The organism is Alphaproteobacteria bacterium (assembly GCA_040216735.1).
GTDB lineage: Bacteria > Pseudomonadota > Alphaproteobacteria > SHVP01 > SHVP01 > CALJDF01.
This window is the reverse complement of the sequence record JAVJOO010000003.1, coordinates 189,356-210,182: the sequence shown is the minus strand read 5'-3', so window position 1 is coordinate 210,182 and position 20,827 is coordinate 189,356. Positions and strand designations below refer to the sequence as shown.

Annotated in this window: 19 protein-coding genes; 9 read left to right on the top strand and 10 right to left on the bottom strand. The window is 63.2% G+C overall.

The window, feature by feature from the left end:
• Window positions 1–17 precede the first annotated feature (17 nt).
• On the bottom strand, window positions 18–2,015 hold the full coding sequence (locus RID42_09105; protein MEQ8247829.1) for an AsmA family protein: 1,998 nt from the start codon (window positions 2,013–2,015) through the stop codon (window positions 18–20).
• A 148-nt stretch (window positions 2,016–2,163) separates the two neighbouring features.
• Here RID42_09105 and RID42_09100 point away from each other — a divergent pair, with 148 nt between their 5' ends.
• On the top strand, window positions 2,164–3,351 hold the full coding sequence (locus RID42_09100; GenBank protein MEQ8247828.1) for an acyl-CoA dehydrogenase family protein: 1,188 nt from the start codon (window positions 2,164–2,166) through the stop codon (window positions 3,349–3,351).
• A 13-nt stretch (window positions 3,352–3,364) separates the two neighbouring features.
• On the opposite strand, the gene RID42_09095 is transcribed toward RID42_09100, so the two are convergent.
• Window positions 3,365–4,660, bottom strand: coding sequence for a hypothetical protein (locus RID42_09095; protein ID MEQ8247827.1), 1,296 nt, complete (start codon window positions 4,658–4,660; stop codon window positions 3,365–3,367).
• Between the two features lie 82 nt (window positions 4,661–4,742).
• Here RID42_09095 and RID42_09090 point away from each other — a divergent pair, with 82 nt between their 5' ends.
• The 3 genes from RID42_09090 to RID42_09080 all read left to right on the top strand — a co-directional run bounded on the left by RID42_09090 (window position 4,743) and on the right by RID42_09080 (window position 7,799).
• Entirely contained in the window at window positions 4,743–5,471 is a 729-nt protein-coding gene (locus RID42_09090; GenBank protein MEQ8247826.1) for a GntR family transcriptional regulator, read from the top strand.
• A gap of 65 nt (window positions 5,472–5,536) precedes the next feature.
• A complete protein-coding gene (locus RID42_09085; GenBank protein ID MEQ8247825.1) occupies window positions 5,537–6,964 on the top strand; it encodes an MmgE/PrpD family protein in 1,428 nt (475 codons plus the stop codon).
• Between the two features lie 154 nt (window positions 6,965–7,118).
• A complete protein-coding gene (locus RID42_09080; protein ID MEQ8247824.1) occupies window positions 7,119–7,799 on the top strand; it encodes a hypothetical protein in 681 nt (226 codons plus the stop codon).
• Here RID42_09080 and RID42_09075 read toward each other — a convergent pair.
• From RID42_09075 to RID42_09055, 5 genes are all read right to left on the bottom strand, one after another.
• Entirely contained in the window at window positions 7,796–8,674 is an 879-nt protein-coding gene (locus RID42_09075; protein MEQ8247823.1) for a CoA ester lyase, read from the bottom strand. The two genes, RID42_09080 and RID42_09075, sit on opposite strands and share 4 nt — an antisense overlap.
• Window positions 8,671–10,221 carry a 4-hydroxyphenylacetate 3-hydroxylase N-terminal domain-containing protein gene (locus RID42_09070; protein ID MEQ8247822.1) on the bottom strand — a complete coding sequence of 517 codons (1,551 nt, stop codon included), beginning with the start codon at window positions 10,219–10,221 and terminating at the stop codon, window positions 8,671–8,673. The genes RID42_09075 and RID42_09070 overlap by 4 nt, the downstream gene beginning before the upstream one ends.
• 19 nt (window positions 10,222–10,240) lie before the next feature.
• Complete coding sequence (locus tag RID42_09065; protein MEQ8247821.1) at window positions 10,241–11,089, bottom strand: TauD/TfdA family dioxygenase; 849 nt, start codon at window positions 11,087–11,089, stop codon at window positions 10,241–10,243.
• Between the two features lie 70 nt (window positions 11,090–11,159).
• Window positions 11,160–11,579 (bottom strand): hypothetical protein, encoded by a 420-nt coding sequence (locus RID42_09060; protein MEQ8247820.1) that lies wholly within the window; start codon window positions 11,577–11,579, stop codon window positions 11,160–11,162.
• A gap of 25 nt (window positions 11,580–11,604) precedes the next feature.
• On the bottom strand, window positions 11,605–12,018 hold the full coding sequence (locus RID42_09055; protein MEQ8247819.1) for an SEL1-like repeat protein: 414 nt from the start codon (window positions 12,016–12,018) through the stop codon (window positions 11,605–11,607).
• A gap of 141 nt (window positions 12,019–12,159) precedes the next feature.
• Here RID42_09055 and RID42_09050 point away from each other — a divergent pair, with 141 nt between their 5' ends.
• Window positions 12,160–12,960 carry an NAD(P)-dependent oxidoreductase gene (locus RID42_09050; GenBank protein ID MEQ8247818.1) on the top strand — a complete coding sequence of 267 codons (801 nt, stop codon included), beginning with the start codon at window positions 12,160–12,162 and terminating at the stop codon, window positions 12,958–12,960.
• Window positions 12,957–13,742: a hypothetical protein gene (locus RID42_09045; GenBank protein MEQ8247817.1), complete on the top strand. Its 786-nt coding sequence runs from the start codon at window positions 12,957–12,959 to the stop codon at window positions 13,740–13,742. Before RID42_09050 ends, RID42_09045 begins: the two co-directional genes overlap by 4 nt.
• A gap of 76 nt (window positions 13,743–13,818) precedes the next feature.
• Here the strand turns inward: RID42_09045 and RID42_09040 are convergent, their stop codons facing one another.
• Complete coding sequence (locus tag RID42_09040) at window positions 13,819–14,721, bottom strand: OmpA family protein (protein MEQ8247816.1); 903 nt, start codon at window positions 14,719–14,721, stop codon at window positions 13,819–13,821.
• Between the two features lie 319 nt (window positions 14,722–15,040).
• Between RID42_09040 and RID42_09035 the strand changes: the two genes are divergently transcribed.
• Window positions 15,041–17,203, top strand: coding sequence for an anthranilate synthase component I (locus tag RID42_09035; protein ID MEQ8247815.1), 2,163 nt, complete (start codon window positions 15,041–15,043; stop codon window positions 17,201–17,203).
• A 73-nt stretch (window positions 17,204–17,276) separates the two neighbouring features.
• Here the strand turns inward: RID42_09035 and RID42_09030 are convergent, their stop codons facing one another.
• Window positions 17,277–18,011, bottom strand: coding sequence for a hypothetical protein (locus tag RID42_09030; protein MEQ8247814.1), 735 nt, complete (start codon window positions 18,009–18,011; stop codon window positions 17,277–17,279).
• Between the two features lie 230 nt (window positions 18,012–18,241).
• On the opposite strand from RID42_09030, the gene RID42_09025 reads away from it, so the two are divergent.
• Both RID42_09025 and RID42_09020 read left to right on the top strand, forming a co-directional pair.
• The gene (locus RID42_09025; GenBank protein MEQ8247813.1) at window positions 18,242–18,628 is read left to right on the top strand and encodes a cyclic nucleotide-binding domain-containing protein; all 387 of its coding nucleotides are present in this window, start codon (window positions 18,242–18,244) and stop codon (window positions 18,626–18,628) included.
• 68 nt (window positions 18,629–18,696) lie between these two features.
• Window positions 18,697–20,067: an MmgE/PrpD family protein gene (locus tag RID42_09020; GenBank protein MEQ8247812.1), complete on the top strand. Its 1,371-nt coding sequence runs from the start codon at window positions 18,697–18,699 to the stop codon at window positions 20,065–20,067.
• On the opposite strand, the gene RID42_09015 is transcribed toward RID42_09020, so the two are convergent.
• The gene (locus RID42_09015; GenBank protein MEQ8247811.1) at window positions 20,064–20,804 is read right to left on the bottom strand and encodes a hypothetical protein; all 741 of its coding nucleotides are present in this window, start codon (window positions 20,802–20,804) and stop codon (window positions 20,064–20,066) included. The two genes, RID42_09020 and RID42_09015, sit on opposite strands and share 4 nt — an antisense overlap.
• Window positions 20,805–20,827: the final 23 nt, after the last annotated feature.

The window sequence follows — 20,827 nt, the reverse complement described above, 5'->3', positions numbered from 1 at the left end:
AAACGAACGCCTCGCGCCTAATTACGACCACGCAGGAGGCCGCGGACGGTTCCGACGGGATCGCGTTTCTCCCCGTCTTTGCCTTCGGTGATGCTCTTGATGGTCTCTTGCACGGCTTCCTTGGCCTTCTCGGGATCCTTGAGCGTTTCTTGGAGCGCACCGGCAAGGTCCGGCCGGAACGAAAGATCCGACCACGGGCCGCTGACGATCACAGGGACCGTAAGCCCTGCCGCCTGGGATTGGCCGCCCTGCCCCTCACTGCTGGCAACGAGCTTCGGCGTGACGCGGTAGTTGACGGTACGCGGCGGCATCTCGACCGTGCCGGCTCCGTTGACCCGCAGCAGCGGCGACAGGAGCTGCAGGTCGTCGTTCTTCACCACACCGTTGGTGACGGTGAAGGTTGCGGTGATTTCGGTGAAGTCGGTCTGCTGTTGATCGCGCGCGGAGGCGTCGAGAAAGGCCGACCCCACATTGCGCAGCATCGCACCGAGGTTGATACCCTTGACGGCGCCGTCGGTGAAGGCGAGCGCCCCGTTGCCGTTAAGGTTACCGACGATTTCGCGTTGGGTGTTGCCGCTGCTGCGGACCGACATGTCGCTGCGCGCGGTACCGCTGATCCTGTCGAATCCGGCGGCGTCGGCGAGAAGCGGTTCGGCCTGCATGCCCGCGAGGTCGAAATCCACGGCGATCGACGGCACGCTGCCCGCACCGTTCGCGACGATCTTGGCCTTGCCCTGTCCGTCATACAGCTCCATCTCGGTGAGATCGGCAGTCATCAAACCGCCTTCGACCGTGAGCCGCAGCGCGCTTTGGCCGATGCGGATGCTTTGCACCAGGATCGATTCGACGCGCAATGTGAAGTCGGCGTTGACCGATTTCAACGCCGAGAGGTCGATCGGATCGTCGCTCCAATCGCCGCTCCCTTGGGCTTGGCTGGTGCCCGCGCCGGCGGAATCGCCGCCCGAGCTAGGCGTCCCGCCCATATAGGGGTTGGTGTCGAGCGCGGCGACATCGAGGTTGCCGGTGATGCGCGGCACGGCGCCACCGGTATTCATCTCGACATTGCCGTTGGCGCGAATCGCATCGATAGCGATTTGTGCGCCGGTGAATGCGATCACCGGTTGAGCCACCTTGACCGTTCCGGCCACGCTGAGCGGGCCGAGGATGTCGCCGGCCATATCGATGGGCGATCCGGCCCACGCCGCTAAGGCGCGGATCGACGGCGACTTCAGGTCCGTTGCACCTTCGAGGCGGAGCGGCGTGCCGCCGGTGACCTGACCGTCGAAGGACAGGGTGAGATGCGTAGTATCGATGCTTGCCTTGAGGTCCGTCGTTTGATTGTCCAGCAGCGCGCGGGGCCGCGCGAGGTTCACGGTTAGGTTGACGGATTCGCCGTGCCATCCCAGCGCCCCATCTACGTTGAAGGGGCGGTCGAGATCGGGCAGCGACAGGCGTACATTGACGTTGTCCAGGCGCTCCTCGCTCCCGGCCTGACGGTCCGTATAAACAATGGTGCCGTCGACGATCGCGACATCGCCCAAGCGAATGTCGCTCAGGAAGGCCGGCACCCCGCCGCCACCCCCGCCGCTCGAGGCGCCGCCGGCCGGTTTGTCAGAAGCCGATTTGGCCGGGTCGAATTCCCAGTTCGGTTTGCCCTGGGCGTCGACTTCGAGCTGGATCGTCGGTCGGTCCAGAACGAATTCGTCGACGACGAGTTCACCACCGAGCAGAGGAAACAGGCTTACCTTGAGACGCAACGCGCCGAGGTCGATCATGTTGGCCGCGGTCGCACCGGGCGCGTTGGCGATGGTCACCCGTTCGAGCGTCAATTGGACCGAGGGTACGATCGACACGCCAACATCGCCGCCGATCGAAACGTCTCGACCGGTCGCGGATTCGATTTGATTTTCGATTTGAGCGCGGAGCGTATCCTTGGGCACTAGCGACGGGAGCACCAGGACGGCGATCACCAAGATCACCACAATCGCGACGAGACCGATCAATACCTTTTTCACAAAACTACCTCTTGCTCGAAAATCCTGGGGCCGACGCGTTTTCTCCAACGGCCTGTGCTGTTACGCGGGCGGGCCCCTGCCATTCGCTGGCCACGTCGGCCCAGTATAGTAGAGTCCGGGCCGCAAGTGGGGCTGGGGAGATGACAAAATGACGAACCCAAACGCGGAAATACCGTCTTTGGAGACCGTTTGCGGGCGGGCGCGCGCCCTCCTGCCGATGTTGCGCGACAAAGCCGCCGCAACCGAAGCTAACCGCGCTGCTTTGCCCGAAACGATCCAAGCCCTCCACGAAGCGGGCCTGACCCGGATTTGCCAGCCCGCCCGGTTCGGCGGGTATGAGCTGGGCTGGGACGCGCCCGTCGAATTGGGTCGGATTCTCGCGAGCGCCTGCCCATCGACCGCGTGGCTGATCAGTATCGTCGGGCCGCACGCGGCCTATGTCGGACGCTTTCCGCTCGAGGCCCAGGAGGAAGTTTGGCGCGACGGCCCCGCCATTTTGGCCGGGGCTACGGTTGCCCGGGGCGGCACGATTCGGCGCGACGGGGATGGCTTGCGGCTCGACGGCCAGTTCTCTTTCGCGAGCGGCATCGATCATGCGCCGTGGGCCTTTGTCATCGGCACGGTCAAGGATGACGGCGAAGCGGTTACCTGTCTTGTACCACGTCACGATTTCGACATTGCCGATACCTGGCACGTCGCCGGTCTGCGCGGCACCGGCACCAAGGACATCGTCGTCAAGGACGCCTATGTGCCGCCGCATTTATTCATTCGGACAAGCGACCTCGTCGCACCCGACCCGCCGGGAGCAGAGTACAGCGCCTCCGAACTCTATTGGGTTGAATATGTTCCCTACGTCGCGACGACCTTGATGGGACCGATGCTCGGCGCCGCCGAAGGCGCCCTCAACGCCTATACCGAATCGACCAAGGCGCGGGTCGGGGCGTTGTTCGGCGATCGGCCCGCCGACTCGCTTTCGGTGCAATTGCGGTTGGCGGAAAGCGCCGCCGAGTTTCGCGCCGCAGAATTGCTCGTCGCAGCGCAAATGTCAGAGCTTCGAGAGAAACTTCCTGGCCGGAACGCGGTACCGAAGGCCAAGCAGATCGAGCACGGGCGCGACCGCGCCTATGCGATGCGACTGTGCGTCTCGCTGGTTCACCGACTGGTTCAGCAAATGGGCGCCTCAGGGTTGTACGATTCGAACCCGGTGCAGCGTTTTTTCCGCGACATCTCAGCGATGGCGCAGCAGTTCGGCATCGGCTGGGACCGCAATATGGCGCCGGCCGGACGGTTGATGCTGGGAATCGGAAACGAGGACCAGCACTTCTGGAAAACCTAAGCGCGCGGAGAATCTAGGCGTCGATCAGGGCGGCGAAGCGGCGCACCGATAGGTGATCGCCTTTGCGCTGCCGCAGCGCGTCGAGCGTCGCGCGCGCCTCCTCTGCACGACCCGCGGCGGTTAACGCATGCAACCAAAGATCGGCAAAGACGCCGCGCTCTACCGCACTACCGCCGAGTTCGATGAAGCGTCCCTGCGCAGGTTCCAGCGCCGCTACCGCGCCGGCATAATTGCCCGCGCTAAAACGAACGATCGCTGCTGCGGTGGGGAGGACCACCGCCTCCCAGGTCGGCTTGACGCTGGCGTGCAGCGTTCGGGCGTGGCCGGCCATGCTGTCAACAAAGGCCGCCGCCCCGGCTGGAGTGCGCGCGAGGGTATAGACATGGTGGAGGTCGCTGAGAGCATCGAGGTGCCGATGCGCCGCGACATCGATATGCGCGGCAATTTGGGCGAAGCGATCGCCAACGTCGAACCCCGCCAATTCGGCCCGTGCGAGCAAGTTGGCGCCGTAGAGCTGCACTGGCCCCCGGTCGAGGTAGCGCGGCGCAATGTGCCCATCGAACAACGCGAGTGCCCGGGCCCCGTCGCCCACCCCGAGATGGTGCAGGCCGAGGTGCATCCACATATGCGGATGGAAGGATTCGTTGAGGTCGTCCCAGGTATCGGTGAATTGTTCCAACCAAGCGACCCCCTCGGCATCGCGGCCCTGGGCCTCCATGACATGGGCAACCGTGTGCTGCCCGAGGATGAGAGTGCGATCCAGCGCAACGGCGGCGCGGGCGGACGCTTCGGCCTGCTCAAAGAGCCCGGCCTCTTCCTCCATGAACGACAACAGTGCGTAGGCTTGGCCGCGGTCGTCAATTTGGTCAATCACCCGCCGCACCAGTGCGAGCGACCCGTCGGCATCCTTACGGGCGTAGAACTTAAGCGTGCAGCACAGGCGAACCGCGTACATGTCGCGCGGCCAGCGGGCCGCGACATCTTCAAAGCGGGCAATCGCCGTGTCGACATCGCCCTCGGCCCAAGCCGCGGCGGCGCCGCGGAACGACGCTTCGCGCTCGTTCGCCTGGGCCGCGCGGGCCCGATGCAGATAGCGCGACACCTTGTCTTTGTCGCCGGCATGGATACTGAGGATCGCAGCAATCGTATTGGGCAAGGCCGCAGGATCGCCGTCGGCCGCCGCGAAGAGCGCTGCGCGCTCGGCACCGTCGAGGCGTTGGTTCGCTTGGCGGTCCAACAAGCGATCGATCGCGGTTACCGTTTCAGGACAGTCGGTAGTGACCGCGAGACCCTGTGCATCGTGATACATAGTCGTTTCCTTGTCCGCAGGTTAGACAGGTTCGCCGATCGGGGGCGAAAAACGTCCGGACAACGCTTAGGATCGGTGCCCAATGAGTTCGCGCCGCCCCTTGTACCAGGAAATTGCCGACAAACTCCTGGCGGAAATTCGATCCGGCACCATGCCCGTGGGCTCTATGATGCCCACCGAGATGGCGCTGCGCGAGCGTTTTGGCGTCAGCCGCCACACGATTCGCGAAGCCATTCGGATGCTCGGCGAAATGGGCTTGCTGACCCGGCAGGCTGGCCTGGGTACAACGATCGAGGCGACCGAACCGCGCGGCACCTATACCCAATCCATCGATTCGCTCGACGAGTTGTTACGGTATCCGCCGGAAACGTCGTTGCAAGTGTCGGCGAGCGAACCGGTCACCGCCGATGCAGGCCTCGCCAAGACCCTCGAGTGCGCCCCAGGCGAACAGTGGATTCGGATCAGCGGATTGCGCACGTTGGAACGCGACAACCGGCCGATCTGCTGGACCGACGTTTACGTGATTCCGGAATACGCCGGCGTAGGCGAAGCGATCGGCAAGAAGCCAACGCCGGTGTACCGCTTGGTTGAGGACTTGTTCGGCGAGAACGTAACCGAGGTCAGGCTCGACCTGTTCGCCGACGGCGTGCCCGATGCGGTTGCGGAAGCGTTGCAGGTCCCGCCAGGAACCCCGGCCCTTGTGGTGGTACGGCGATATACCGGCCACAAAAAGCGCGTCTTTGAGGTGTCGGTCAGCATTCACCCGCAGGACCGCTTTACCTACTCCGCGGAACTGCACCGACAGTGGTAACCCTTGGCGGACCCGCCCTAATGTCCGTACAATAGCGCGCCTGTTGCGACCCAAGGAGTACCGCGATGTCCGCCGCCGAAACCTTCGAGGAAGCCGCCCCCAACGAGGCACCGTCGTTCCTGTCGCACCGGTTGGCGCGGTTCGCCCGCGACCTCGACCTGCGCGATGTCCCGGCCGAGGTGATCGCGCGCGCAAAGTTGAATATCTTGGATTGCTTCGGTGTCGGGTTGGCCGCATCGACGTTCGATTTCGGCGCGGTCACACTGGCCGGAACCCATGCGCTGGCGGGCGACGGCGACTCGCCAGTGATCGCCAGTGCCGTGCGCTTGCCGCTACGCGACGCGGTCCTAGTCAACGGGACGTTGATCCACGGCCTCGACTACGACGATACCCACGCCGATAGCGTGGTCCATTGCTCGGCCTCGGCGCTGCCGGTGGCGGTCGCGGTTGGTCTCAAGCATGGGGCAAGCGGCGCGGAGACGTTGACCGCCTACTTGGCCGCGGTCGAGGCAGACGCCCGGATCGGTATGGGCGCCAACGGCGGGTTTCATAAGCAGGGCTATCACCCAACGGGGCTCGTCGGCGCGTTCGGCGCGACTTTGGCGGCAGGCCGTTTGATGGGACTGAGTGCATCGCAATTGGCCGACGCCCAGGGAATCACCCTGAGCACAACGTCGGGGGTTCTAGAATTCCTTGAAGACGGTGCCTGGACCAAGCGGATGCACCCCGCCTGGGCAGGGGTTGGCGCGATCACCGCCGCGGCGCTGGCCCAGGCCGGATTCGCCGGGCCGCACCGCGCCTACGAGGGACGCTTCGGTCTGTACAACGTTTTTGCCGCGCACGACGTGGCAACGGCGCCAGAGAAGGCCATTGCCGGCCTCAATGAGTCGTGGGAACTGATGAACGTGGCGTTCAAGCCCTACCCTGCGTGCCATTTCAATCACGCCTTCGCCGATGCCGCGTTGGCCCTGCGCGCGCAGTACGACTTGAAGCCAGAGGACATCGCCGAACTGGTCGCGCTAATTCACGAGAAGCAGGTTTCGGTGGTGTGCGAACCCGAAGCCAACAAGAAGAAGCCCGCCAATTCCTACGACGCTAAGTTTTCGGTTCATTACACGATGGCGGCTTCGATCGTACGCGGACGTTTTACGTTGGATGAATTGGAAGACGACGCCCTGAGCGACCCGACGATTCTGGCCCTATGCCAAAAGGCGCGCTACGAGATCGATCCTGCGTCGCCGTTCCCACGCTACTACGGCGGCGAAGTGATCGTGCGAACCAAGGACGGGCGCGAACTGCGCCACCGCGAGCAGTACAACCGCGGATCGGACAAGAATCCGCTGAGTACCGACGATATCGTCGCGAAGTTCCGCGACAACGCCGGGCGGGTGTTCGACGATGCGCGTACCGACCGCGTGATCGATGCGGTGATGGGACTGGACACCGCGCCCGATCTTTCGGCGCTGGCAACCGCCCTGACAAAAACACACTGAAGGCTCCCATTGCAGCGGCGGCGGACTAGGAATGCCCTGCGCTGCGTGCTACTCAGCGCCGATGAAAACCGCCGACCCCTCCTCCCCTCACGCTCTCGCGCAGCCCTTTCTCAGCCTAACGGACAAGACCCCTGCTTTAGCGACCGATCTGAGGATGTTCAGCGCCAAAGTCGCGGCGCCGACGCTCGCCGCCAAAGTCCGGGCGGCGCTTTCCTATCGCCAGCAAGGGCACTTCGACAAAGCCATGTTGGCCATGTCGGAAGCCAATCGCGATCAAGTCCTTGCCTTGCGCAAAATTCAATCGACGCTTTCGGGCGTGACCGGAACGAACTCTCCGATGGTCGTATTCGAAAGGTTTCGCCAGCGGCCGCCGTTTGAGATTGGCGTGGCCGATGGCGACGGCCTGTTCACGATTCTGGAACGCCTTGGCGCGACAGAGTGCCCTGCGCTCGACGAAGCCCGCACCAAACTGCACGCGTTGGAAGCACAAATCGAAGAAGAACGTGCATTTGTTGCGCTCCTCGAACGCCAGCCGAAAAGCAACGACAACACAGCGGAAACTGAGGCTACGCGAGCTACCGCCCAAAACCTCGAGCGGACGTTAGCGGAGACACGGGTCAATATTCTCAACCCGATTTTTGCGGTAACGAAAGATGTTCTCGACCGCGCGGCGGTGCGCCGTCAGCGGGACAATCTGTTTCTGAGCCTCGCCGCTAACATCTATGTCGTCGTCATGAGCTCCATCGCTACAAAACCCGCGCAACGCGTCGCGGTTCGCGCCATGGCCCTGCCTTCGGGGCACAGCATGACGCGTTTAGACGAGTCCGCCGCTTAGCCGCGGGCGGAAATTGCGGCGGCGAGCGCAAGGATACGTTCGGCTTTTTCGATAATCGGATAGTCGATGAAATAGCCGTCGACTTGAATCGACGCAGAGCCTTCGGCCTCGGCTTTCTTGAACGCGTCGATGTGCTTTTTCGCTTCGACGACTTGGGCGTCAGTCGGCGTGAAGACGGTATTGCAAATCTCGATCTGGCTCGGGTGAATGCAGAGCTTGCCCTGGAAACCGAGGCCCATCGCGGTGCGCGCCGCCTTTTCGAAATGTTCGATATCGCGCAGATCGATGAAAACGGTGTCGATCGGGGGTTCGAGACGTGCCGCCCGCGATGCGACTGCAAAACGCGAGCGCGGGTAGCTGAGTTCGGATTCGTCGGGCGTCCACAGGTACCCCATGTCCCGGGTGAAATCGCCGGCGCCGAACGACAGGCGTTTGACCCGCGTGCCCGAGCGGGCGATCTCATCGATACGATCGAGACCGAGGCCGGTTTCAACGATGGGGAGAAGATCAATCTTGCCTTCTTCGAGGCCGCGCTCGCGCTCAAGGGCCCGCATCATCCAGTCGGCCGCTTCGAGTTGGGCCGCCGATTCGACCTTGGGCAGGACGATCCCGTCGAGCCAGTCGCCCATCACCGCCTGGATGTCGCCAAAGCAGTAGTCGGTATCGAACGCGTTGACCCGGACATAGCCGAGATTGGGTCGCGGTCTCTTGAGCGCCTCGACCACAGTGGTGCGGGTCGCGACTTTTTCACTGATCGCGACTGCGTCTTCGAGGTCTAGGATGACGACGTCGGTACCGGTGTGAAAAACTTTGTCGACTTTGCGCGGATGGTTGCCCGGCGCGAAAAGGAGGGTTCTGAGGGGGCCTTGCATCATGAACGTACCTGCTGGGTGGAGGGTTTAGCGGCCTCTTCTGGCGTTTCGCAGCCTGTAACGCAACAGCGTCCGGGTTGTTTGTCGCGACTCGGCGCGCCGGATTCGTCGGCCAGCGCCCCGCGATCAAGCAGTCGCTCAACTAAATCGGCTTTATCTTGCAACGGATAACTGCGGAAAATCTCCAGTCCCATCGCTTCGGGCGAACCGCCGCCGTGCAGGGAAATCAGCGAATACCAGCCAGCTTGGCCCGATGCCGTGAGATCTTCGATCATGCGGGCGACATCCATGCGTTTGTCGTAGGGAATATCGTCGCGCCCGCGCAGCACGTCCGACAAGAGGCCTCCCGTTTCTGGGTTATGATCTTCGTCGGGGCCCGGCAGCGCCACGATCAAACCACCGGAAACTTCGTGGGCGACGCGGTGCATTTCGTAAATCTGGGTCGACATCAGGAGTTTGCCGATATTGGCGTAGATCCGCTCGGGCTCGACCAAGCCGGAGGGGTCGATTTGGCCATAGGTCGATGAGGCCACGCCGCAGGCAAAGAACCCTTCAACTATCTTGATCAGGTCGACCATGCGGGCACGCAGGTGCGGCACCTTTGCAACGTCGAGGCCGTTTGCTTCGGTCATCAACATGCCGGCGCCGATCAGCAGATCTCCAAACCCGGCGCGCGCGCCGATGCACGAATGCCGGTGATGGGCCGCGTAGGACGTCGTGAGGAATTGGCTGTGCTGCCACTCGCCCGCCAGGAAGACCCGGTCCCACGGCACAAATACATCCTCGAAGACCACAACCCCTGTCGACTGGCCGTATTTGTTGCTGAACTTCGCCGCAGGTTCGCCGGGGCGGCCGGCAGGGCGGGCGATAATAGTAATCCCTTCGGCATCGACCGGAACCGCGCAACACACGGCAAAGTCCTTGTCGTCTTCGGTCATGTTGCGGCAGGGCATGACGAGGAATTCATGGACGTAGGGCGCCGCGGTGACGATCGCCTTTGTGCCCTCGATAACGATCCCGTCGGGGCGACGCTCCTTAATGTGAACATAGGTGTTGGCGTTGGCCTGTTGATGCGGTCGCTTGGAGCGGTCGCCCTTCGCGTCCGTCATCGCCACCCCCAGGGTGAGGTCTTCGTCCTGGACCCGGTCGAGGTAGGCGAGGAAGCGTTCGTGCACGCCGCCGCCGGCACCCTGGTCGATCCGCCAGGTCGCCTGATAGATCGCATTGAGCGCATCCTGGGTCAGGTAACGTTGGGCGCATCCCGATTCCTGACAGACCAACCGGACTGCTTCGAGTTTGTGCAGCAGATCGGTCGTCGTGCGGTTCATATGGAGGAAACGGTTGACCGTCTTGCCGGTCCGGGTGTCGGTCGGCGCCATCAGGAACCGGCTGCGCGCGGCCTGGGCAAAGTCGTAGGTCACCCCGATCGCGTTGATGCCCGGCATGAAGCGCGCCTCGTCGGCGACCGAGTCGACGCGGTCGCCCTTGACGAAGACCTTGGGACGGTAGCGGCGCAACGAATCGCGGTAGGATTCGGCGGTCATCAACATGGTCGTCGCCTCTCGGAGATTAGAACGGCACCGCCAACTCGGGTGGCGGCAGGATCGTCGTGCGCTTCATCAGGCGTTGCGCCGCGCCGTCGAACGGTTCGCGCCGGTGCATGGTCGACGCATTATCCCACATCACGCCATCGCCCGCGCGCCAGTTATGGGTGTAGACGAACTCGGGCCGCACCGTCCAGGCAAACAACTCGTCTAGCACCGCGCGGCTTTCGGCATCCGGTAGGCCGACGATCCGCGTCGTCATGCCGGGGCAAACGTATAGCGCCTTGCGACCGGTAATTGGGTGTGTGCGCACAATGGGATGCTCGATATCCGGCGTCTGTTTACGCTGTTTGCCGCTGGTCGGAACACTGTAGGCGGCATTGAACGCCTCGTAGGACTGTACGGCCTTGCGCCCGTCGATGATCTTCTTTGTAGCCTCCGGCAGCATCTCATAGGCGAGCGACATATCGGCGAAGGATGTCGCGCCGCCGCCTTTGGGCAGCGTATGCGCCATCAGAAACGAACCGACGGCCGGGCGCGGTAGATAAATCTGATCGTAGTGCCAGCCAACTTCGCCGTCCGACAGAATGCCGATAGTCCGACCGCTGTCGTCCTTCATGTTGGAGACGTAAAGAATTTCAGGGTAGTCGCGCGACAGATACTCGGTGCGGACATGGATCTCGAGGTCGCCGAACCGCCGGCTAAAGGCGACGAGATCGCCCTCCTCCATGGTCAGCCCCCGAAAGACAAGGACCTGGTACCTATTCCACGCGTCCTTCAGTCCCGCCACGGTCGCATCGTCGATTTTCCTAAGGTCGAGCGGTTCGACCTCGCCCACGAACGTCCCCTTAATCGGTTGTATTGCCAGCGCCACGGGATATCTCCTGCCACAACAAATGTACGGACATTGTAGCGGGGCGCGACGCCCGGTCAATTATGGCGTATCAGCGCGCGGTGACTGACGAAAGCAGTTGGACCGACAAAAGCTGGGCTTCGAGGTCTTGGCCGGGATCCAAGCAACGCGCAACCTCGTCGCGGAGCACAGCCGCCTCGCGGTGGCGGACGGCCGCGAAGTTCAGCCAAGCGTAGGCGCGAACGAGGTCCGGTGTGACGCCCTGGCCACCGCGGTACATACCGGCAAGCGCGATCTGGGCACGGAAGTCGCCGGCATGGGCGGCCTGCAACGCCGCTTGATACTTCTCGACGGCCGACGGGTCGCTGGTGGCGAGAAGTACCGTGTTGCCACACGCCGCGGCTGGGGCTCGGAGTGGCAACACAAAAATGAGAAAGAGAAGGCAGAAACTAAGCAAGACTCGGGCGGCGCGAGCGCCCGGGAAAACCAAACTCTTGGTACTGGTGTGCAACTTTTTGGCGCTCCTTGTCGTTTTTCTAGAGGTCGTCATCCCGTTCTTGCAAGAGCGCGAGAACCTGGGCGTCGGCTTTGCGCAAATCGTCCGCCGAAAGGCAGGACGCGACCGTCTGATGCAACGTCCCGACAAACGCGCCGCTCGTCGCGGCAAGCGTGGCCCAGGCTTGGGCAAGGATCAGATCGCGCGCGACGCCCAAACCGTCGCGGTACATCTGCGCTACTTCAACCATCGCCGCGGGGTTTCCGGCACGCGCTGCAGACGCGGCGTTTTCGAATTGTTGGGCCATGGGGGCGGCGACTGTTCCGTGCGACGCACCGCAAGACCGTACGTCTTGAGCTCGGAGTTGCGAGCCCATCGTCGAGCCGCCGATCACGATGGCCGCGAGCAATGCGACACGCTTCATGGCGCGCTGCCGTTTCGATTTCTTAGTCATGCGGTCCCCAACCTACTGGTTTGCTTTTCTGTCTTGACGCTACTCTCGTTTCCGCTGCGATGCAACTTTTACGGGTTTAGGTTTAAGATAAAACAATCTATAATTTTGTTGTAATTTTGATGGAATTCTTAAGGAGAGGTGATGGCGCGAATCGGGTTTATTGGGCTTGGTGCACTCGGTAGCGCGATGGCACGGCGGGCCCTAGAGGCAGGGCATGACGCCATTGGATTCAACCGGTCCCCGGCTAAGGCAACGGCCCTTGCCGATACCGGTCTTCGCGTCGCATCCAGCGCCGCCGAGGCGTGCGACGCCGATATCGTCTTCAGCGTGCTGCTGGACGAAAAGGCTGTCCGCCAGGTGCTGCTGGAGCGCGATCCGTTTAGCGATCGGCGCGGGGCGATCCACGTTTCGGTCAGTACAATTGGCGTCCCGCTCGTGCGCGCGCTCGCCGCAGGCCACGCGGCGGCGGGCCAGCCGTTTATCTCGTCACCCGTGTTCGGTCGGCCCGAGGAGGTGCAGGCTGGATCCGCGCTCCTCGCCGTGGGCGGCGACGCCCGAGCGATCGACAGCTGCCGTCCCGTCCTCTCATGCTTCGGTCGGGTCGAGGTCGTCGGCCCGGACCCCGGGTCGGCCAACGCGGTCAAAATGGCCGGCAACTTCCTGATGGCATCGGCGGTTCAGAGCTTGCGTGAAGCGCTTCGTCTCGCCGAGGCCGCGGGCGCCGACAGACAACAGTTCGCCGACATAGTGACGACCTCGCTTTTCCCGGTGTCGTTCTATGAACGGTTCGGCGGTTTGATCGCGCGCCAGGGGAGCGGCGCACCGGCGATCAACCCCTTCGCCAATAGCGCCCGATTGATGGCGCAGACGAGCCGGGAATTTGGCATTGCGACACCTCTCGCAGATACCCTGGGCGACGCCCTCGCGCGGCCCCTCGCATGAGGGCTTGCGCACTGCTGGTCTTGGCCGCGACAGTCATCTGGGCCGCGGCGATCACGCCCTACGCACCGCACGCCGAGGCCGCGACCTTACCGAGCGCCGACTGCGGTGAGGATGCGGCACAATCGACATCGGCGACGATCCCGTTAGTGACCATGTGGTTCGGCGGCGACCTCGAAGACTGGCTACCGCCGGCTTGCACCGGATGGACGGCGCGGCCCTTCACCGTACTCGTCGAAACCTGGGGCCGGACCGGCTCGCGCGCATCGACCGACGCCATGTTGGCACGGCTGGGCCAAATCGCCGATATGAAGGAAATACAGTACTGGTCGACGACACGGGATCGGTGGCGTTCCCTCGTCCCCGACGCAGCGGCGCTGAACTCGCCCGACCCCGACGACCGCAGACCCGCAGGCTTTACCGCCAGCGAGTTACGCAGCGGCGTCCGCTATTTTTGGCAAGCGGAGAACACGCCCTTGGGCGAGGTGACCTATGCCCTAACCGTGCGCCACGCCGACGAAACCCGCATCGTCGTGGCAATCGCCAACGCGCTGCCGGCTCGCGCTTCGGTCTTCAGCCGATTACCGCCGGGCCATCACGAGTTTCTCTATGTATTTCGCCGCACGGAGGGAAATCCCTGGACGATCTACGGGTTGATGCGGACCGGCACCGGCCCCAATCTCATCGCCCAAACCGGACGCAAGTCCTACGGCAACCGTGCCGTTGCGTTGTTTCGCTACTTCGCCGACAAACCGACGGATTTAGCACCGCCGCTGTTCCCATAACCGCGTAGCCCGCGCCGCCGAAAACGCAATCGGCCGGGGAAACCCCGGCCGATCGGTCGTCAGATTGGACGAATGCTTAGAACGAAATCATCACGCGGCGATTGAACACCGAGGGAATGCCGTCCTGGGTCGGTTGCGCGGGCTGCGCTTCGCCAAAGGACTCGGTCTTGACGTTCCCAGCCGGAATCCCTTCGCTGACCAGGGCCCGTTTGACTGTGGCTGCCCGGCGCTCCGAAAGCACATTGTTGGAGCGAATATCGCCGGCGCGGTCGGTATGACCCACGACAACGATCTCGGTAGCGCCTCGGGCCTTAGCCTGGTTGGCCGCCCGGCGAACCGTCGCCGCGTTGGCGGGGGTCAAGCGATCGCTATTGGTCTCGAAATAGACCGTGAACGAGGCCGGCTTGGGGGCGGCGGGCGGCGTCGGGGCAGCTGCCGGGGCAGCGGCAGGTGCCGGCGCGGCTTGCGCCATCGCAGGTTCCGGTGCGCGCTTGCGCGCCATGTATTCTTCGGCGGAGATCAGCGCGCCGTAGAACTCACCGCGGCAGGCTGCGATATCGGCTGGCTGGAAATTCTCTTCTTGCTCTTGCATCCAGCAATCGAAGGCAACCTGGGTCCGTGCCATCAGCGCCGGGATAAAGTTGATCGCACCCTGGCCCATCAACGCTGTCAGGCGGCTGCGGGCATCGGACAGTTCAGCGCGAGCCGAGGACGGAATATTCCGCGCGTTGAGGCCCTCGGGTCCGACGTTGTTGCCACTACCGGCGACGATGGCGCGTTCGGCGAACCGGTCGGAATCGGTGAAGTCGGCTTCGGCGTATTCCTGACGGGATTTTTCCAAATAGCCCTGGTATAGCGAGACTTGGAACAGCGTCCCCTGTGGATCGACTTTTTCCGCCTTGCCCAACTGAAGGCCGGAACAGGCCGCCAAAAACAGAGGCACCGACAAAATCACTAGATAACGGGCCGATCTGACCATGGAAAATCCCTCCCAAGAATGCACACACTGAGCTTACCCGGGTAATCCCCAGGGGCAATTGGCGGGACTCTACCCTCTGGACCCGCGTTGGGTCCACCCGCGAATCCCGCAGTGCCCGCGCCGTGAAAACCTAAGCTGGCGGCCCATCGGACGATAGACCGTGCCAAACGCCTCTGTTAGGATTTCCCCATGAAAGCGTATCTGCCGAAGTCTCAAACGTTCCTCTGGCGAAGCCGGTAATCCGGCGCGCAGCCACCTGCGCTTTCACTCGATCAAATACCTTCGGCACGCGGGCCATCGGCCCGACCAGGAACACAACATGATCTTTCAGTTCACGACCCGCTCGGGCATCCGTGTCACCCGCACTACAACGCCGCTCCCCTTTGATCAGGGCATTCGGACCCTCGTCGACCGCCTCGATACCGAACCGGGCGCGCTCTTTTCATCCGGGTTTGAATACCCCGACCGCTACTCGCGCTGGGAGATGGGGTTCGCCTCGCCGCCACTAGCGTTTGTCGGCCATGAGCGGACACTGAGCGTTCGGGCACTTAACCATCGGGGCGAGGCGTTGTTGCCGCTGTTTTCCGAAACCCTCGCCGGAGCGGAGACAACGTGCCGGCAGCCTGACACGCGGACCCTAATCCTAGATGTCGCGGAAGGGACCGGTGGATTTGCCGAAGAAGAACGCAGCCTGCAACCGACCCTGTTCTCGCCGCTGCGCCGGTTGATTGCCGACTTCGACGGGATCGAAGATACCTCGCTCGGCCTCTACGGCGCATTCGGGTACGACCTGCTGTTTCAGTTCGAGCCGATCCAACGACGTCTCGCGCGCACCGACGGCGATTCGAACCTGCACCTGTTCTTGCCCGACCAGTTCTTCATGGTGGACCGGCGCAAAGAAACCGCGTTTCGGTTCGACTACGAGTTTTCTCGCGGCGGGGCTACCACCGCCGACCGCCGTCGCGACATGCCCGCGGCCGCGATGCCGGTGAGGCCAGACGAACCGCCGCCGGCCATAACCACGGACCACAGCGATGACGCTTACGCTGCAATGGTCGATAAGGCGCGCGAAGAAATCCGGGTAGGCAATGTCTTCGAGGTGGTGCTGTCACGCAAGTTTTCGGCGCCCTACGGCGGCAAACCCTCCGACCTGTTTCGCAAGATGCAGGCGGTCAATCCAAGCCCCTACGAGTTTTTCATTCAGATGGGCGACGAACAATTGGTGGGGGCCTCGCCCGAAATGTTCGTCCGGGTCGACGGCCGGCGCGTCGAGTCCTCGCCGATCTCGGGCACCGTGCGGCGCGGCGACAATCCGATGGAGGACGCCGACAACATCCGCGCGCTCTACAACTCGGACAAGGACGAAGTCGAATTGACGATGTGCACCGACGTCGACCGCAACGACAAGGCGCGCATTTGCGAACCGGGTTCGGTGCGGCTGCTCGGACGACGCATGATCGAGCGCTATGCCGGATTGTTCCACACGGTGGATCACGTCGAGGGGCAACTGCGCGACGGCTTTACCGGAATCGATGCGTTCCTGTCGCACATGTGGGCGGTGACCTTGACCGGCGCACCGAAGAAGCGCGCGGTTCAGCTCGTCGAGAACATGGAGAGCAGCGCGCGGCGCTGGTACGGCGGCGCGATCGGCGGGCTGTTGATGAACGGCAGCGTCAATACCGGGATCACGATCCGCACGGTGCACCTGAAGTCCGGCCACGCCGACTACCGTGCCGGCGCAACGCTAGTGTTCGATTCGGATGGTGCCGAGGAAGCGGCGGAAACCAAGACCAAGGCGACCTCGTTCTTTCGCGTGCTGGCGGGCGACAACCCGGCAGCTACGTCGGCAGCACCCGCGGCGACATCGACGCGCCCCTTTGCAGGCCTATCGGTGGTGATGGTCGACAACGAAGATTCGTTCGTTCACACGCTTGCCGACTACATCCGTCAGACCGGCGCGACCGTGCGCACGTTGCGGGCTGGAACGCCGGTTGAGCGGTTGCTGGCCGACGCGCCGCACCTTGTGGTGCACTCCCCTGGCCCGGGCACCCCTGGCGAATACGGGGTGCCCGAGTTGGTTCGCGCCCTGGCAGATCGCGGCGTTGCCCAGTTCGGGGTGTGCCTCGGGCTGCAGGGGATCGTCGAAGCGTTCGGCGGCGGCCTCTACGTGATGGACGCGCCGCGCCATGGCAAGCGGTGGCGGGTGATCCACGACGACGGGGCCCTGTTCGCGGGCATCCCCAACCCCTGCACGGTGGGCGCCTACCATTCGTTGGCAGCTGTCGAGGCGTTGTTTCCGGACGTGCTGCGCAAGTCCGCCTGGACGGACGACGGCGTGGCGATGGCCGTCCAACACAAATCCCTGCCGATCGCGGCGGTGCAGTTCCACCCGGAGTCGATCCTGTCGATGCGCGCCGACACTGGACACCGATTGATCGGCAATGCGCTGGCGATGTTGGCCGGGAAGAAACGGGCGACTTAGCCGTAGACCGTCAGAGTAGTGTTCTGACGATTTGGGTTTAGCGTGGCGGCGCTCGTCGCAATCGTCCGACATCTCAAGCCACTGCATTCCCGGGCGTCTCGGTTCCGAAACCTTCCTTCATACGGCGCAACTCGAAATAGGTTGCCGCCGCAAGCAAGCTCCACGACATCGCCTCAAGACCCGCTAAGGCAAGGCTTTCGATGGCAAAGACAGGGTCGGTGCCATCGTGGCGAGCCACGGACCAAAGGCGGAGCGCCTCAAACGGAATTCCGACCACAAGCATGAGGCCGAAAATCCTCGCGCGGTTTCCCTTAGTAAGATCAGCCGAACGTCGAAGAGCAGCGCGAATCCCCGGGCGCTCAACCACGGCTGCGGGTAGCGCAACGCAAAGAACCGTCATGAGGACAACCCCCGGGATCACAAAAAACACAAGCCCCAGACCGACTAACAAGATGACAAGGAAGCCGACTGCCAACGCCTGCAGAAAGACTTTGCCAGGACGCGGACCGCTCTCGCCAAGACCAAGGCGTTGTCCCGCTAGGTCGCGGAAGGACAGGTGGGCGTAAACCGCGGTGAGAAAAGCCGCACCAAAAATATCGACCAGTCCCTTGACGAGCCCGGGCGCTCCATCGCCAAACTCTTCGAGCGGGCCGCCAACAACGAGCGCCGTCGCAGCGACCGCGACAGCCTGGGTTATGGCGGCGAGGATCGATATGCCAAGAATGTTGCGTTTGAGCACACCGGAAGCCGTGTACAGAACATTGCGGATCGACAACTGCTCCGCTTCGTCAAGTTGATACGGGGACATGCGTTGCAGTCCATCAGGTTGAAAACATCGGCAATCGCATCGATGCCTTGGGTCGAGAAGCGTTCAGGTCAGGAGATGCACCCAGAACCGTTCACCGGCCATTCTGCCTTCCGGCCACAGGGGCACCAAGCCTAATCCGCAGAGTAAACCTTGAGTATTGGCGGCTCTCCCCGCTTGTCGGGGGCGCTCGCGCCCCCTACGCTTCGCCTTTTTGCGGGAGTGGGGAATCCATGGCGAACGGCGGGTTTGCGCCACAGAACCGGATCGAGTTTGCGGCCGGTACCGAGATATTTCACGAAGGTCAGGATGCCGATGCCGCCTTTCTTGTACTTGAGGGGCAGGTCGAGGTGCGCAAGCGGACCGGCGACGGACACAAGGTAATGGCGACCTTGGGCAACGGCGACGTGCTGGGCGAAATGGCGCTGTTCGGCGGCGTGCACCGCTCGGCTGACGCGGTCGCGGTAAGCGACACCAAGGCGTTTCGGCTGAGCCGGGCGGATTTCGAATCGCGGCTGGCCAGCACCGATACCGTGCTGCGCCGAATGGTGACAATCCTCGTGGCGCGTCTGCGCGACGCGACCGAAGAACTGGCCCGCCTGCGCGGCGAGACGACGTGAAGCGACCAAGCGGTGCACGCGACCGCGGCGCGCCATTCGACCCAACCCCCTAAGCCAAGGAGCCCCGCATGGGAACGACCCGCGACCTGACCAACTTCGTCGCCCGCACGAGGTACGACGACCTGCCCAAAGAAACGGTCGAGGCGACGAAGCTCGCCGTATTGAACATCGTCGGCTGCATGTTGGCGGGCTACCAGACCCGTATCGGGCAACTGCATACCGAGATGGCCAAGGACATGGGCGGCGGGCGCGAGCAAGCGACGATTATCGGCGACGGCGCCAAAGTCTCCGCACCGCTCGCGGCCTATGCCAACGGTAACTTCGGGTTCGCGTTGGATTACGAAGACACCGTTCTCTATATCGCCCACCCCGGCTACATCACGATGTCGTCGGGCCTCGCGGTCGGCGAAATGTTGGGCTCCTCGGGGAAGGACCTCATTCTCAGCATCGCACTCGGCTTCGACGTGGTGTCGCGGCTCGGCGCGGCGATGCAACCGACACCAGAGCGCGGTGCGCTGGTCTGGGGCGAGCAGTATCATCCGTTCGCCTCGGCAGTCACGGCCGGTAAACTGTACGGGCTCGATGCCGAAGCGCTCGACGTCGCGTTCGGTATTGCCGGCACCTATGCCACCGTTCCTTCAGCCTACAAGTACTTCGGCGTTGTCGAGGAAACGCGCCCGATGCGCGAAGTAAAGCTTGGCTGGGGCTGGATGAGCATGGCCGGCACCGTGGCAGCGCAGTCGGCGCACCGCGGATTTCGCGGCGGTCACGGGGTGTTGGACGGTAAGCAGGGCTTCTATGTCATGGCGGGCTCCGACCAGTGCGATTGGGAGCGAATGGTCAAAGACCTCGGCAAAACCTGGGCGATCGACAAGACCGAATACAAGATCCATCCCTCGATCGCGTGGAACCATCCGCTGCACGACGCGACCCGCGGCCTCGTCGCCGAACACGGCATCGCGCCGGACCAAGTGGAGAAGATCCGCATTTCGGGGATGAACATGCCGCTGATCGGCGACGTCAATCCGCAAGGCGCCGTCGACGCGCAATTCTCGCTGCCCTACACGGTGGTCACGACGATCATGCAAGAGCCGCTTTTGCCGGCGATGTACTCGGACGAAAAGCTGGCCGACCCCGTGTTGCGCGGCCTGCTGGCCAAGGTCGAGATGCACCACGACAAGGCAGCCGACGCCGATTTCTTCACCGACCAGAAAATGCGGTTCGGCGTCGAGATCGCGCTTAAGGGCGGTAAGACCGCGAAGCGCGACGTGGAGTGGCCACGCGATCAGCCGCCGATGGGCCGACCCGAAATCGAGAAGAAATTTCGCGAACTGGCCGGTACCGCACTGAACGACAAGCGCACCGACGAGGTGCTTAAAGCAATCGACGCGCTGGACACTTTCGACAACGTTGCCGACTTCGCGCGGTTGCTGGCCTAATAGTCGTTGAGCAACGTACCGTAGCCAGCAAGGCGGTCGTCGAAGCCGGAATCACGCAGCGCGTACCAGACCAGCACCGCGTTGAGGTGGAGGACGGGTTTGCCGATCCATTCCTCGGCCTCGCCGATCATGTGGGCGAGGGCGATTTCGCTGCCGGTGGCGAGGATGACATCGGCATCGCTACGGGCAAGCTCGGCCAGGCTCGTGCGCAGGGTGTCTTCGGTCAGGTTGGCGATGTCGTGAATCGAGGTACACCCGAGGCCCTTCGCCGCAGCCACTTCATAGCCGCAGGCTTCCCACAGGCCGCCCGAGACGATGCCGCTATCGGGTAGGCGGGGCGTGAGGACCGCGACCTTGCGCGCCTTCATCCTCTCCAGCGCATGGAGGAACGCCCGCGCCGAGGACGCGACCCGCAGGCCGGAGATTTCCTCGTACTTGCGGTCGAACGCTTCAAGCTCGGCGCGGGGGAACGAAAAGCCCCCCTCGCCCATCAGCAGATAGTTTGGCTCGCAGGTCATCACGGCGCGGATCGCGTCGGGCTCGGCATCGCGAATGGCGCGCGCCATTTGTTTCATTGCATCGTCGGTGCCCCACACGGCCGGCCCTTTGCGCACCGCACGCGCGGTATTGATCGTGATGCCGGGTGGGACGAGGCGGTGCATCTCGGTCTCGCACACGGTATTTTTCGACGGAACGATCAAACCCCACTTTGCCCGGTGCCCCAGTGCGTCTGCCATGACGGTCCTCCCTTTGTTTTTGT

Bases quoted from the DNA above. Each gene is read 5' to 3' on its own strand.
- RID42_09040 (MEQ8247816.1), bottom strand. From the start codon at position 14,721: ATGGTCAGATCGGCCCGTTATCTAGTGATTTTGTCGGTGCCTCTGTTT.
- RID42_09070 (MEQ8247822.1), bottom strand. From the start codon at position 10,221: ATGTTGATGACCGCCGAATCCTACCGCGATTCGTTGCGCCGCTACCGT.
- RID42_09015 (MEQ8247811.1), bottom strand. From the start codon at position 20,804: ATGGCAGACGCACTGGGGCACCGGGCAAAGTGGGGTTTGATCGTTCCG.
- RID42_09030 (MEQ8247814.1), bottom strand. From the start codon at position 18,011: ATGTCCCCGTATCAACTTGACGAAGCGGAGCAGTTGTCGATCCGCAAT.
- RID42_09025 (MEQ8247813.1), top strand. From the start codon at position 18,242: ATGGCGAACGGCGGGTTTGCGCCACAGAACCGGATCGAGTTTGCGGCC.
- RID42_09020 (MEQ8247812.1), top strand. From the start codon at position 18,697: ATGGGAACGACCCGCGACCTGACCAACTTCGTCGCCCGCACGAGGTAC.
- RID42_09055 (MEQ8247819.1), bottom strand. From the start codon at position 12,018: ATGACTAAGAAATCGAAACGGCAGCGCGCCATGAAGCGTGTCGCATTG.
- RID42_09090 (MEQ8247826.1), top strand. From the start codon at position 4,743: ATGAGTTCGCGCCGCCCCTTGTACCAGGAAATTGCCGACAAACTCCTG.
- RID42_09075 (MEQ8247823.1), bottom strand. From the start codon at position 8,674: ATGATGCAAGGCCCCCTCAGAACCCTCCTTTTCGCGCCGGGCAACCAT.
- RID42_09050 (MEQ8247818.1), top strand. From the start codon at position 12,160: ATGGCGCGAATCGGGTTTATTGGGCTTGGTGCACTCGGTAGCGCGATG.
- RID42_09080 (MEQ8247824.1), top strand. From the start codon at position 7,119: ATGTTCAGCGCCAAAGTCGCGGCGCCGACGCTCGCCGCCAAAGTCCGG.
- RID42_09095 (MEQ8247827.1), bottom strand. From the start codon at position 4,660: ATGTATCACGATGCACAGGGTCTCGCGGTCACTACCGACTGTCCTGAA.
- RID42_09035 (MEQ8247815.1), top strand. From the start codon at position 15,041: ATGATCTTTCAGTTCACGACCCGCTCGGGCATCCGTGTCACCCGCACT.
- RID42_09085 (MEQ8247825.1), top strand. From the start codon at position 5,537: ATGTCCGCCGCCGAAACCTTCGAGGAAGCCGCCCCCAACGAGGCACCG.
- RID42_09045 (MEQ8247817.1), top strand. From the start codon at position 12,957: ATGAGGGCTTGCGCACTGCTGGTCTTGGCCGCGACAGTCATCTGGGCC.
- RID42_09100 (MEQ8247828.1), top strand. From the start codon at position 2,164: ATGACGAACCCAAACGCGGAAATACCGTCTTTGGAGACCGTTTGCGGG.